This window comes from Pseudooceanicola nanhaiensis, from assembly GCF_020171315.1.
Classification (GTDB): domain Bacteria; phylum Pseudomonadota; class Alphaproteobacteria; order Rhodobacterales; family Rhodobacteraceae; genus Pseudooceanicola; species Pseudooceanicola nanhaiensis_A.
On the sequence record NZ_JAIUZP010000001.1, the window covers coordinates 526,400 to 539,320 of the forward strand.

General features: G+C 66.8%; 13 protein-coding genes. 5 read left to right on the forward strand and 8 right to left on the reverse strand.

Going from position 1 to position 12,921, the window contains the following annotated elements; all coding sequences use genetic code 11:
* Positions 1–38: 38 nt before the first annotated feature.
* Genes LCM32_RS02425 through LCM32_RS02435 form a run of 3 tightly spaced genes read right to left on the reverse strand, consistent with a single transcriptional unit; the run spans position 39 to position 2,904 of the window.
* Positions 39–1,337: a TRAP transporter large permease gene (locus LCM32_RS02425; RefSeq protein ID WP_224819460.1), complete on the reverse strand. Its 1,299-nt coding sequence runs from the start codon at positions 1,335–1,337 to the stop codon at positions 39–41.
* Between the two features lie 20 nt (positions 1,338–1,357).
* Entirely contained in the window at positions 1,358–1,894 is a 537-nt protein-coding gene (locus LCM32_RS02430) for a TRAP transporter small permease (protein WP_224819461.1), read from the reverse strand.
* Entirely contained in the window at positions 1,891–2,904 is a 1,014-nt protein-coding gene (locus LCM32_RS02435) for a TRAP transporter substrate-binding protein (protein WP_224819462.1), read from the reverse strand. Before LCM32_RS02435 ends, LCM32_RS02430 begins: the two co-directional genes overlap by 4 nt.
* A gap of 251 nt (positions 2,905–3,155) precedes the next feature.
* Here LCM32_RS02435 and LCM32_RS02440 point away from each other — a divergent pair, with 251 nt between their 5' ends.
* Positions 3,156–3,524: a MarR family winged helix-turn-helix transcriptional regulator gene (locus tag LCM32_RS02440; RefSeq protein ID WP_224819463.1), complete on the forward strand. Its 369-nt coding sequence runs from the start codon at positions 3,156–3,158 to the stop codon at positions 3,522–3,524.
* An 18-nt stretch (positions 3,525–3,542) separates the two neighbouring features.
* Here LCM32_RS02440 and LCM32_RS02445 read toward each other — a convergent pair whose 3' ends face one another.
* Positions 3,543–4,043 carry a flavin reductase gene (locus tag LCM32_RS02445; protein ID WP_224819464.1) on the reverse strand — a complete coding sequence of 167 codons (501 nt, stop codon included), beginning with the start codon at positions 4,041–4,043 and terminating at the stop codon, positions 3,543–3,545.
* Positions 4,044–4,352: 309 nt separating this feature from the next.
* Here LCM32_RS02445 and LCM32_RS02450 point away from each other — a divergent pair, with 309 nt between their 5' ends.
* The 4 genes from LCM32_RS02450 to LCM32_RS02465 all read left to right on the forward strand — a co-directional run bounded on the left by LCM32_RS02450 (position 4,353) and on the right by LCM32_RS02465 (position 7,083).
* Positions 4,353–4,850 carry a GNAT family N-acetyltransferase gene (locus LCM32_RS02450; protein WP_224819465.1) on the forward strand — a complete coding sequence of 166 codons (498 nt, stop codon included), beginning with the start codon at positions 4,353–4,355 and terminating at the stop codon, positions 4,848–4,850.
* A 62-nt stretch (positions 4,851–4,912) separates the two neighbouring features.
* Positions 4,913–5,605 (forward strand): molecular chaperone DjiA, encoded by a 693-nt coding sequence (locus LCM32_RS02455; RefSeq protein WP_224819466.1) that lies wholly within the window; start codon positions 4,913–4,915, stop codon positions 5,603–5,605.
* A complete protein-coding gene (locus LCM32_RS02460) occupies positions 5,605–6,630 on the forward strand; it encodes an endonuclease/exonuclease/phosphatase family protein (protein ID WP_224819467.1) in 1,026 nt (341 codons plus the stop codon). Before LCM32_RS02455 ends, LCM32_RS02460 begins: the two co-directional genes overlap by 1 nt.
* A 39-nt stretch (positions 6,631–6,669) precedes the next feature.
* Positions 6,670–7,083 carry a hypothetical protein gene (locus LCM32_RS02465; protein ID WP_224819468.1) on the forward strand — a complete coding sequence of 138 codons (414 nt, stop codon included), beginning with the start codon at positions 6,670–6,672 and terminating at the stop codon, positions 7,081–7,083.
* Between the two features lie 94 nt (positions 7,084–7,177).
* On the opposite strand, the gene LCM32_RS02470 is transcribed toward LCM32_RS02465, so the two are convergent.
* The 4 genes from LCM32_RS02470 to LCM32_RS02485 form a co-directional block, all read right to left on the reverse strand.
* Positions 7,178–8,734, reverse strand: a complete 1,557-nt coding sequence (locus LCM32_RS02470) for a Ppx/GppA family phosphatase (RefSeq protein ID WP_224819469.1) — start codon at positions 8,732–8,734, stop codon at positions 7,178–7,180.
* 83 nt (positions 8,735–8,817) lie between these two features.
* Positions 8,818–10,992: an RNA degradosome polyphosphate kinase gene (locus LCM32_RS02475; RefSeq protein WP_224819470.1), complete on the reverse strand. Its 2,175-nt coding sequence runs from the start codon at positions 10,990–10,992 to the stop codon at positions 8,818–8,820.
* A gap of 63 nt (positions 10,993–11,055) precedes the next feature.
* Positions 11,056–11,739: a chromosomal replication initiator DnaA gene (locus LCM32_RS02480; RefSeq protein ID WP_224819471.1), complete on the reverse strand. Its 684-nt coding sequence runs from the start codon at positions 11,737–11,739 to the stop codon at positions 11,056–11,058.
* Between the two features lies 1 nt (position 11,740).
* Positions 11,741–12,811 carry an AI-2E family transporter gene (locus tag LCM32_RS02485; RefSeq protein WP_224819472.1) on the reverse strand — a complete coding sequence of 357 codons (1,071 nt, stop codon included), beginning with the start codon at positions 12,809–12,811 and terminating at the stop codon, positions 11,741–11,743.
* Between the last annotated feature and the right edge of the window lie 110 nt (positions 12,812–12,921).

Sequence of the window (12,921 nt, forward strand, 5' to 3'; positions counted from 1 at the left end):
GGGCCGAGCGTATCGGAGAGCGATACCGGCGGAAAGCCCTACATGGAGTTCGGCAGCGCCAGAACCAGCACGGGGAAGGCGATGATCAGCGCCACGCGGACGATGTCCATCGCGACGAAGGGCAGCAGCCCGCGGAAGATTGTGCGCAGCTCCACGTCCTTCACGACCGAGCGCAGGACGAAGGCGTTCATGCCCACCGGCGGGGTGATGTAGCTGATCTCGGTGATCACCACGACGAAGACGCCGAACCAGATCAGGTCAAAGCCCTGCGCCGCCACGACCGGGTAGAAGATCGGCACCGTCAGCATGATCATCGACAGCCCCTCCAGCACGCAGCCGAGAAGGAGGTAGATCACGAGGATCGTCAGGATGACATGTAGCGGCGTGTCGCCGAAATAGGTCACGAACTGCTGCATGTCCTGCGTCATGCCGCTGAGGTTCACGTAGTTGGTGAAGGTCAGCGCGCCGAAGAGGATGAAGAACATCATCGCCGTGGTCTTGGCCGCGTCGAAGAGCGTGGCAAAGGTGGTGGCAAGGGAGAACTTGCCCGAGAGCATGGTCAGCAGCAGGGCGCCCGCCGCCCCCATGCCCGCGCTTTCGGTGGGAGTGAAGACGCCAAGGTAGATGCCGCCCATGACGAAGACGAAGAGCACGATGGCCCCCAGCGTGCCGCGCAGGGCGCGGAAACGCTCGGCCAGCGGCAGCTTGGGTTCGGCCACCAGCTCGATCCCGCGCAGCCGGATCGAAAGCGCCACGGCCAGCGTATAGCCGAGGATGCCGAGCAGCCCGGGCACGATCCCCGCGAGGAAGAGCTTGCCAATGTCCTGCTGGGTCATGATCCCGTAGAAGACGAGGATCACCGAGGGCGGGATCAGGATGCCCAAGGTGCCGCCCGCCGCGATCGAGGCGGTGGAGAGGTCATCGGGATAGCCGAAGCGCCGCATCGAGGGCAGGGAGATCCGCGTCATCGTGGCCGCCGTCGCCATGGAGGACCCGCAGACCGAGGAGAAGCCGCCGCAGGCGATCACGGTCGCCAGCGCCAGCCCGCCGCGGCGGTGGCGCAGCCAGGCGTGGGCCGCGTCGTAGAGGTCCCGCGCGATGCCCGATTGCACCACGAAGTTGCCCATCAGCAGGAAGAGCGGCAGCACCGAGAGCGAGTAGTTCCGCCCCTGGTCGAAGAAGGTGGTGCCCAGCAGGGACAGCGCGGGCGTCCAGCCGATGATGGCCACGGTGCCCAGCACCCCGATCAGCGTCAGCGCGATGGAGATCGGCAGGCCCACCAGCAGCAGGCCGAAGAGGGCGACCATGCCAAGGGGCCAGGAAGAAAGAAACGACATCGGCATCCTCGGGGGAAGTCTCAGCGGCGCAGCACGTCGCGCAGGGCCACGTAGAGCGTGACGGCAACCGCCACGAAGGTACAGAGCGCACAGAGCCAGGTCACGGGCGCGACCGGCAGGCGCAGGGAGTTCGTCACGCCGTTGTAGCTGGCGATCTGCGAGCCATAGACCCAGAGCCGCCAGCCCACCACCGCCAGCACGGCAGAGGTGACCAGCGCCAGCACCAGCTTGCGCCAGGGCTGCACCCAGTCCGGCAGGCGCGAGGTCAGCAGGTCCACGGTGACATGTTCATCGTCCAGCGACACGGCGGGCAGCCCGATGAAGACCACCGCCGCCAGCAGCAGCTCGGTCAGTTCGGTGGCACCGACCAGCGGGCTGTTGAAGACATAGCGGCCGACCACGTCCACGACGGTCAGCCCCATCATCACCAGAAGGATCACCCCGCAGAGCACCGCCAGCACGCGGCGCGGCCAGGAGGCGCGCACCGCGGCATCGGGGGCCGGAGACGTTGCCGTCTCCGGGTCTTTCGCGAAATGCTCCGCCGCGTGAGGGCTCATTCGCTCTCCTTGGCGATCTCGGCCTTGAAGAGGTCGAGCGCGGCCTGCGCATCGACGCCGGTTTCCGCGACCTCGGCCAGCTTGGCCTCGACGATCGGGGCCACGGCCTCTTCCCAGGCGGCGACCTGTGCTTCGGTGGCGGGCGTGACCTCGATCTTGCCCTCCATCGCGGCCAGGCCCTTGGCATCCTGACGGTCCCACATCTGGCCGGCCATCCGGGCAAGAGCCTCGCCGGTCACGCCGTCGATCTGCTCTTGCTGCTCGGCGCTCAGGCTGTCCCACTTGGCCTTGTTCATGACGATGTAGAACGAGGTGTTGTAGAGACCGTTCGGCACCGAGATGGCCTTAGTCAGCTGCGGGATCAGTCCGAAGAAGTTGACCGACTCGTAGGGGAAGAAGATCCCGTCCGCGACGCCCTGGCTGAGCAGCTCGTAGGTCTTGGAGGAAGGGCCCTCCACCGGCACGGCGCCAAGGGCGCTCGCGATCTCGTGGACGATGCCGCCGCCCACGCGGATCTTCTGGCCCTGCATCACCTCTGCCGCGGTGATGTCGCCGTCCTTGAGGAAGATCTCGCCGGGGCCATGGGTGAAGACGGCCAGCACCTTGACCTGGTCATATTCGCCCGCGTCCTTCAGCATCTGCTCGAAGACGCGCCAGTAGGCGACCGAAATCGCCTCGGCGCTTTCGCCGAGGAAGGGCAGTTCGGCCAGGTTGGTGGTGCGGAAGCGGCCCGGCGAATAGCCCTGCACGCCGAAGGTGATGTCGGCCACGCCGTTGACAGCGAAATCGAAATGCGCGGGCGGCGGCCCGAGGGGCGCGGGCAGGATGTTGGCGACGACCTCGCCACCGGTGGCTTCCTTGATCTGTTCCGTCATCGGCACGATCACCTCGGACACCAGCGGATGCGAGGGCGGCAGCCAGTTGGCCACCGTCAGCGTGGTCTGCGCCATGGCGGAACCGGCCAGCGTTACAGCGGCCGCAGTCGACAGCATCAGTCGTTTGAGGAACATTTTTCTTTCCCTGTTGTTGAGGTCGTACGGGGGTAATCCCCCGGAATTCACATGAACATTCTTCTTTTTGACATATAACCGCCAAGACATGCTCGCATCACGGGGCCACCTTGCCTAAAGATGCGGAATACTTGGACAAGAAAAGAGGCATAATGGCCAGCCTGCCAGACGAAGCGACCGGAATGGAAGGGCAATTCCGCAAGACCGAGTGGCCTTTCTACTGGATCACCCGTACGTCCGCCCGATATTTCATGACCCTCGAGAAGCGCCTGAAGCCCATGGGCCTCGACGTGCCCCGCTGGCGGGTGCTCATGTCGCTCTACGAGGACGAGCATCTGAGCGTCTCGGAAATCGCCGACCTGTGCATCATCAAGCTGAACACGGCCACCAAGATCATCCAGCGGATGGTGGCGGACGGGCTGGTGACGACACGCTCGCGGCCCACCGACGGGCGCGTGACCGAGGTCACGCTGACCGCCAAGGGCGACGCCAAGCGGCGCGAGGCGCGGGCGATTGCGGATGGCGTGTTCGAGGCGGCCTTCTCGGATCTGAGCGCCGAGGAACGCCAGGCGCTCAATACGCTGACGGAACGGGTTTTTCACCGGCTGGGCGATCTCTGATCCCGCGCCGGGCACCTCTCAGAGCGCCTTGAGCGGGTGGAAGTCGCGGCCGAACCAGATCAGCGTTTCGGCCTGACCCTCCGCCAGCTCCATCGCCTGAACCTCGCAGAAGAACACGGTGTGAGAGCCGACGGGGCTGTGATCGGTAATCTTGCAGTCGAAGGCGACGGAGGCATCGGTCAGCACCGGCGCGCCGGTGACGAGGGTGCGCCAACTGCCGGAGCGGAAGCGGTCATCCTCCTCGCGGCCCGCGAAGGCGGTGGAGAGCGCCTGATGCCGTCCGGCCAGCACGTTCACCGCCACGACGCCGTTGTCGCGGATGATGTCGTGCGTGCGCGAGGCGCGGTTCACGCAGATCAGCAGGGTGGGGGGCGTGTCGGTCACGGAACAGACGGCGGAGGCGGTCATGCCGTGCTTGCCTGCCGGGCCATCGGTTGCCAGCACCGTGATGGCCGCGCCCATGCGGGCCATGCCTTCCCGGTAGACCTCTGTCCGGATCGGGTCGCTCTGCTCGGTCATCTCGTCCTTCCTGCGGCGGCGGGCCGCCTCACGTGGTGCCCGCCACGAAATCGGTCGGAACCGGCCCGAGGTCAAGCATCGGTGCCCGGATTTCCCGTCACGTCCTGCGTGCAGGGCTGCACAGTCGTGGTTGCGCCGGGCCATCGGCGGCCCGTGGTGGCCCGTGCGCTGTCCACTTGGCGCCTGCCTGCGCGGCACCCGCCAACCCTGCGGTGGCGGTGACAGGGCTGTCCGGGGCCTTCCGCGCGGTTGGCCCTTGCCCTTCGCGCGCGGTGGGCAGAGGAAAGGGGCAAACCATCGAGGCCCGCTATGACGATCACTCTGCGCCCCGCCGCCCTGCCTGCCGATACCGATGCGATCCTCGCGATCTGGACGCCGGTCATCCGCGAAACCACGATCACCTTCGCCAGCGATCTGAAGACGCCCGCGACGCTGGTGGACTACGTCGAGGGCCGCCGCGCCCGCGGACGGGAGTTCTTCGTGGCCGAAGAGGCGGGCGAGATGCTGGGCTTTGCCACCTACGACCAGTTCCGCGGCGGTGACGGCTATGTGCACGCGATGGAGCATACGATCATCCTCGGGCCGCAGGCCCGGGGCCGGGGCGTGGGCCGCGCACTGATGACGGCGGTCGAGGACCACGCCCGCGCCGCCGGGGCCCACACGATGGTGGCCGCCGTCAGTGGCGAGAACGAGATCGGCATCGCCTTCCACGCGGCGCTTGGCTACGATCACGTCGGGCGGATGCCGCAATCGGGGCGCAAGTTCGACCGCTGGCTGGACCTTGTCCTGATGCAAAAAATCTTGTGACTCCTTGACACATTCTGCGATGCCGCACTGACAGCGGGGATCGCAGCCGATAGGATGGTGCCATGTCTGTCTGGTCCCGCATCAAGGAAGCGCTGAAGGCCCTGGCCGGGGGGGAACCCCTGAGCGAGGTCTTCGACCGTCTGCGCACCCCGCCCGAACGGTCTGTCGCCTTCACCATCGCGGTCATCGCGCTGTCGGCCAAGATGGCCAAGGCCGATGGCCTCGTCACGCGCGACGAGGTGACGGCCTTCCGCGAGGTGTTCCAGATCGCCCGCGAGGACGAGGCCGACGCGGCCCGTGTCTTCAACCTCGCCCGGCAGGACGTCGCGGGCTACGAGGTCTATGCCCGCCGCATCGCCGAGATGTTCCGCGACCAGCGCGGCACGCTGCTGGACCTGATGGAGGGGCTCTTCCACATCGCCGTGGCAGACGGGCACTACAACCCGCTGGAGGACGAGTTCCTGCTCAGCGTGTCGCGTATCTTCGGCCTGCCGGATGCAGAGTTCCGGGTGCTGCGCGAACGCTTTGCGCCCGGCGTCGCGCGCTGCTGCGATCCCTATGCGGTGCTGGGGCTGGAACCGGGCGCCACGATGGAGGATGCGCGCAAGGCCTGGCGCCGCGCCGTGCGGGAAAGCCACCCGGACCAGATGATCGCCCGCGGCGTGCCGCAGGAAGCCATCAAGATGGCCGAGAAGCGCATGGTCGACATCAACCGCGCCTGGGAAGAGATACAGGCCAGCCGACAGCCCGCGTGATGCGGATCGCCACCTACAACGTCGAGTGGTTCAACGCACTCTTCGACGATCAGGGTGGCCTTTTGATGGATGACCGCTGGTCCGCCCGGCACAACATCACCCGCGCGCAGCAGATCGAGGCGCTTGGCCTCGTGTTCACGGCGCTCGACGCGGATGCGATCATGGTGATCGAGGCGCCGGACGAGAATTCCCGCCGCTCCTCCGTCCCCGCGCTGGAGACCTTCGCCCGGGCCTTCGACCTGCGGGCGAAGACCGCGATCATCGGCTTTCCCAACGACACCCAGCAGGAAATCGCGCTGCTCTACGATCCCTATCTGATGGATGTGCGCCACGATCCGCAGGGCGATCCCACCGGCAAGAAGGGCGCAAGCGAGGCGCCGCGCTTTGACGGGGTGTTCCGGATCGACCTCGACATCGACGCGACCGAGGACCTCGTGCGGTTCTCCAAGCCGCCGCTGGAGTTGGCGGTGAGGACCATGGGCGGGTTCGAGTTTCGCATGATCGGGGCGCATCTGAAGTCCAAGGCCCCCCATGGCGCGGTGAACGAAAGCGACGTAATGCGGCTTTCGATCGCGAACCGGCGCAAGCAGCTGGCACAGGCGATCTGGCTGCGCCAGCGGATCGCGGCCCATCTGGCCGAGGGCACGCCCCTGATGCTCATGGGGGATCTCAACGACGGTCCCGGGCTTGACGAATTCGAACATCTTTTCGGGCGTTCCTCCGTTGAAATCCTGATGGGGTCGGTGGAAGAGTTGCAGATATACGATCCAAACGCCCGGCGGGCCCTGTCGTCCCGGCTGAACGCGCCGCCGACCTCGGCCCGGTTCTGGATCGAGACCGAGGGCCGGTATCTGCAGGCGCTGCTGGACTACATCATGATCTCGCCAAGCCTCTGCGCGAAAGATCCGACGTGGCGGATCTGGCATCCCTTCGACGATCCCGGCTGCTGGTCCAAGCCGGAGCTGCGCGAAGCCTTGCTCACGGCCTCCGATCACTTCCCAGTCACGCTGGATATCGACCTCTAGGCCCTATGCGCGGGCAGGGGGCAGTCCTATATTGAGCTCATGAGACATCGCCTGACACTCCCGCTGTCCCTTGTCATGGGTCTTGCCCTGTTGCCCGGTTTCGGCGCGGCCGAGATCGTGGAACCCGCACCGACGCCCGAGATGGAAGAGGCCGAGGATGGCGCGGGCCTGATGGGGCGGGGGGCGGAGCTCTTCTTCCGCGGGTTGCGGGACGAGATGGCCCCCGCGATCGAGGGGCTGGAGGACTGGGCCCGCGATGTCGGGCCGGGGATGAAATCCTTCATGGAAGAGATGGGCCCGGCGTTCCGCGACCTGATGGGCGACATCAAGGACTTCAGCCAGTACCACAAGCCCGAGGTGCTGCCGAACGGCGACATCATCTTGCGCAAGCGCCAGCCGGGGGAAGAGCCCGAGGCGGAGGCCAAGACCGAAAGCGGGCCGATCGACCTCTGATCGGCCACTGCGCGCCGGCAAGGCGCCATCTCGGTGAAGACCGACCACCGCGTCGACAGGGGCCTGCCGTCCTATCTACCGATGTGCTGCGCGTTCAGTCCCGCACGTCGATCTGCGTCGTCGCGTTCAGCGAAGAGGCCAGCGAGGCAAAGCGCGCCTGCGCCACTTCCCCGAAGAGCGGCCAGGCCGCGCGGCTGAGCTTCAGCGTCAGGTGCCGCTTCTTGGGCTGCCAGACCAGTTCGCCCGGATCGGCGTCCTTCTCCAGCCAGAGCATCGCGCCAAAGCGCATTGCCTTGCCCAGAACCTCTGCCTGCAGCAGTTCCTTCTCGTCGAGGAAGTCGTAGAGGTTCTCGAAATGGGTGCCCGAGCGCTTGTTCTTGTAGCGGTGCAGCAGGGCCACGCCGAGGAAGACCCGCTCGGGGTGGTTCATGCCGCCGAGGTTGGCGCGGGTGGCGGTCTCGAAGCAGACCTCGGCCCGGTAGTCGGGATGGGCGCGCCAGTTCACGTCATGCATCAGGCAGGCAGCCTTCACGAGACGCATCTTCTCGGGCTTGGCACCGTGGAAGAGCGGCTTGATGAAGGTATAGAGCACCCGCCCGAAGCCCGGGATGCGGCTGTCCTTGTTGTCGGAGAACCGCGCCGCCTCGATCAGCGGATCGCGGTCGCGCAGGGCCTGCGGCATCTGCCCGTAGAGCAGCCCCTCGCGGATACCGTAGGAGGAGATGGCGATGTCATGGGGCCGGAAGGCGCGCACCACCTCCAGCAGCACCTCGGCTGCCAGCGGGACAAGCGACATCCGCGCGCCAGAGATGCCGCAGCGGCTGCGCAGGTCGGAGGCATCGCTTTCCTCGATGAATTTCACCGTCTCGCGGACAGCGGTGGCGGTCATCCGGTACTCGTGCAGGACGTGCATCGGGTAGCCCTGCCGCTCCATGTCGATCCGCGCGATGGCGCGCCACGAGCCGCCCACAAGGAACATCCGGTTGCGCTGCGTCCCGAGCGCCTCCTGAAGCTTGGCGATCTCGGCCTTGATGTGGGCGCGGCGGCCCTTCTTGCCGCCCTTCACGTCGGCCAGCTTCAGCGGCCCGAGCGCCGATGTCTCGGCCCGGCCCACTTCGCCGCCCGCGATCTCTGCCAACTCCATCGAGGAGCCGCCGATGTCGCAGATCAGCCCGTAGGCCCCCGGCCAGCCCAGCAGGACGCCCTGCGCCGAAAGCCGCGCCTCCTGCTTGCCGTCGATGACATGGACGCGGACGCCGGTCTGCTTCTCGACCTCGGCCACGAAATCGGCGCCGTCCTCGGCCTCGCGCACGGCGGCGGTGGCCACGGCGGTCAGGGGCGTCGCGCCCATGCCGCGGGCCAGCAACTGGAACCGGTGGATCGCGGCAAGCGCCCGGCGGCGGCCCTCGGGGTTCAGCCGCCCGGTGTCGGACAGGCCCGCGCCGAGGGCGCACATGATCTTTTCATTGTAGAAATACGCGGGCGAACGGGCCGCCCCGTCAAAGACCACGAGCCGGACGGAGTTCGAGCCCACGTCCACCACGCCCACGCGGCTGAGCGCACGGGCGGCGGCATCGTTGAAGAGCGGCCGACCGAAGGGGCCCCAATCCGGCTCACCGGCATGCGCGGCGGGTTCGTTGTTGGCGTCCATGGCTCTTTCCGTCTTCTCACCCACGTCAGGCCAGACCCTTATGCGGGGCGGGGCCTCTCCCGGTCAACCGTCACGCGGCTGCGTCAGTTCCGCTCGTGTGTCAGCTGTGGCACGTCCGAGGCCCCCGCCGAGCCCCGGCCCGAGAGCGAGGGGTTTTCCATGAAGAAGCGGTGGCAGTTGAAGGCGAAGGCATCCTCGGGCAGTTCGGCCCGCAGGAATTTCCCGTCCGGCTGCATGACCCAGCTCTGCGCCTGATCGTGCAGGTTCGCGGCCATGATCTGGCTGGTGATCTGCGCCTTCACGGTGGGGTTCTTCACCTCCACCAGCGTTTCGACCCGGCGGTTCAGGTTCCGGCTCATCCAGTCGGCGGAGGAGAAGAAGACCCGCGCCTGCTGATGCGGCAGCCCGTGGCCGTTGCCGAAACAGACGATCCGCGAATGTTCGAGGAAGCGCCCGACGATGGATTTCACGCGGATGTTCTCGCTCAGCCCCTTGATGCCGGGGCGCAGCCCGCAGATGCCCCGGATCACGAGGTCGATCTCGACCCCGGCCTGCGAGGCGGCATAGAGCGCGTCGATGATCTTGGGCTCGATCAGCGAGTTCATCTTGGCCCAGATCACGGCCGGACGGCCCGCGCGGGCATTCTCGGCCTCGGCCTCGATCATCTCGATCAGGTCGTCCTTCATCCAGTGGGGCGAGATCGAGATGTTCTCCAGCTTCTCGGGCACAACGTAGCCGGAGAGGTAGTTGAACACTTTCGTCGCATCCCGGCCGAGCGCCGCGTCACAGGTGAAGAAGCTGAGGTCGGTGTAGATCCGCGCCGTGATCGGGTGGTAGTTTCCGGTGCCGTAGTGGGTGTAGGTCACGAGGTTGTCGCCCTCGCGGCGCACCACGGTCGAGACCTTGGCATGGGTCTTCCAGTCCACGAAGCCATAGACCACGTGGGCGCCCGAGCGTTCCAGCCGCCGCGACTGGCGGATGTTGGCGGCCTCGTCGAAACGGGCCTTCAGTTCCACAAGTGCCGTGACCGACTTGCCCTCTTCCGCCGCCTCGCAGAGCGCCTCGACGATGGGGGAGTTCTTGGAGGTCCGGTAGAGCGTCTGCTTGATCGCCACCACGTCCGGGTCGCTGGCGGCCTGCCGCAGGAAGCGCACCACCATGTCGAAGGTCTCGTAGGGGTGGTGCAGCAGCATGTCCTTCTGGCGGATCGCCGCGAACATGTCGCCGTCGTGGTCCTGCACCCGTTCCGGCACGCGCGGGGTGAAGGAGGGCCAGAGCAGGTCGGGCCGGCTGTCGAGCACCAGTTCCGAGAGCATGGTGATGCCGATCATGCCGTCGACCTCGACCACCTCGTCCTCGTGGACGTGTAACTCGCGCATGATGACGGATTTCAGGGACTCGGGCGCGTTGGCCGAGATCTTGAGACGCACCACCTCGCCGCGGCGGCGGCGCTTCAGGGCGGTTTCGAACTCGCGCACGAGATCCTCGGCCTCTTCCTCGACCTCGAGGTCGCTGTCGCGCAGCACGCGGAAGGAACAATGGCCCGTGGTCCGGTAGCCGGGGAAGAGCTGCTCGATATTCTCCAGCAGCAGTTCTTCCAGCGGCAGGAAGCGGTTCTGTCCGCTCTCGGAGGGCAGGGGCACGAAGCGGTCGATCTGGTGCGGGATCGGCAGCAGCGCCATCAGCGGGCGGCGGTCCTTCTTGCGCTCCAGAGCAAGGGCGAGGGCAAAGCCGGTGTTCGGGATGAAGGGGAAGGGATGCGCCGGGTCGATCGCCAGCGGCGAGAGCACCGGGAAGACCTTCATCAGGAAGATGTCGTCGAGGTAGTCGCGATCGCCCTGGGTCAGCCCGTCCCGCAGCACGATGGAGATCCCGGCCTCCTGCATCAGGCCGCGCAGTTCGCCCAGCACCTTCTGCTGGCGCTCCATCAGCTGGCGCGCGTCCTCGTTGATCAGCTTGAGCTGTTCCACCGGCGTCAGACCGTCCTGCGCGGGGGTGGTGTTGCCCTCTTTCGCCAACTCCCGCAGGCCCGCCACGCGGACGGTGTAGAATTCATCTAGGTTGTTGGCCGAGATCGACAGGAAGCGCAGCCGTTCCAGCAGCGGCACGCGCGGGTTCTCTGCCTCTTCCAGCACCCGCCAGTTGAAGCCCAGCCACGAGAGTTCGCGGTTGTAGAACCGGCCGGGGCCCTCGCGGTCAAGCTCGGGCAGGTCAACGGGGGCGGGGAGCGGGTCGTTCAGGAAGTCGGCGGAAATCATGGGGCTGATATGGTCTAACGCTGTAACGGAAACATGTCGGAAGGGGCGGTCGTCAGAGGGAATTTATGCGCCCTGCAACTCGCCCCTGTCCAGAAACTCCTTGGCCAAGCCGCGGGTGACGGGACGTTGCCGGGCCAGCGAATAGGCATCCAGCCCCGAGACCACGCGCCGGGCGCTCTCGAAGGAGCGGTCCATCCGGCGCAGCAGGTAGGGCAGCAGGTTCGGCGGCGGCGAGAGTTGCCGGTCGGCAAAGAGCTTGACGAGGATCATCTGCAGCAGCGCGTCGTCCGGCGCCTCGATCACGGCGGCCTGCGTGCCCTGCATCCGGCTTTGCAGGTCGGGCAGGGTCAGGCCCCAGCGGGCAGGCGTGCCGGTGCCGGTGACCAGCAGCGTGTGCCCCTCGGCCAGCACGAGGTTGTGGAGATGGAAGAGCGCGGCCTCCGCGTCGCGGTCGCCCGCGATGCCGGGCACGTCCTCCACCGCCACGGGGCCACGGGCCAGCATCGGCACATCGGCGCGCGACAGGCCATCGGCGGGCAGGATCGTCGCACCGGAGCGGGCGGCCCAGACGTGGGCGAGGTGGGTCTTGCCGGCGCCGCGCTGCCCCACGAGGGCCAGCTTGGAGCCGGGCCAGTGCGGCCAGAGATCGACGAGCGCCTTGGCCATGGCATTGGAGGGGGCGGTGAAGAAGTCTTCCGGTGCCCGCGCGGTGCGCACGGGCAGGTTCAGGCTCATCTGCCGCTCCATCTCAGGCCGCCTCGTCGTCCTGATCTAGACCGCGGTAGAGACGGCTGTCCTTGTACTGGTCGATCATGAAGCGGGCCAGCACGCCGAGGGCGGCGGCCAGCGGCACCGCGACCAGCATGCCGACAAAACCGAAGAGCGAGCCGAAGACCGAGAGCGCGAAGATCAGCCAGACCGGGTGCAGCCCCACCGAACTACCCACCAGCTTGGGCGTCAGGAAGTTGCCCTCGACCACCTGGCCGATGACGAAGATGCCCGCGACGAGCGCGATATGGACCCATTCGCCCCAGAACTGGAACAGCGCCAGCCCGATGGCGAGCGCGCCGCCGGTGAGCGAGCCCACGTAGGGGATGAAGGTCACCAGCCCCGCGAAGGCCCCCACGACGAGGCCGAACTGAAGCCCCACCAGCATCAGTGCCGCGGCGTAGAAGGTGCCGAGGATCAGGCAGACAGTGCCCATGCCGCGGATGAAGGCGGCCAGCGTACCGTCGATCTGGCGGGCCAGCTTGCGGATCGTCGGCGCGTGATCGCGCGGCAGCAGCCCGTCGATATCGGCCACCATCCGGTCCCAGTCGAGCAGCAGGTAGAAGGCCACCACCGGCACGATGACGAAGAGCATGACGATGTTGATCAGCGAGCCCACCGAGGTCAGGGCGGTGTTCAGCAACTCGCCCCCCTTGGACTGGATCGTTTCACCGATGCTGGTGAGCGACTGGTGCACGATCGAGTCCTGCCGCAGCAGGTCCGGGAAACGGGTCTCGATGAAGGTCTGGAGATCGTCGAAGAGCTTGGGCGCCATGTCGAAGAGCGAAATCGCCTGATCGATCAGGGTCGGGATGACGAGAAGCGCCATCAGCACGAAGATCAGGATCGCGGCCAGCGTGATCGTCACCGTCGCCATGACGCGGCTCAGCCCCGCGGCCTCCAGCCGGTCGGCGACCGGATCGAGAAAATAGGCAACGGCGGCGCCCAGAACGAAGGGCAGGATCACGTCGCCCAGCCACCACAGGGCCAGCACGAAGACCGCCGCGGCGACACCCCAGTATTTCATCTGGTCCCGGACGGGCAGGCCCATGGCGGATTCTCCTTGTTTCCCCGGTATCTTGGGGCAGGGGGCGGCGGTTTCAACCTAAAAGCCCGGTTTTGCACGGGATCCCCTCCCTTGCCAAGCGGTCTCACTTGCCG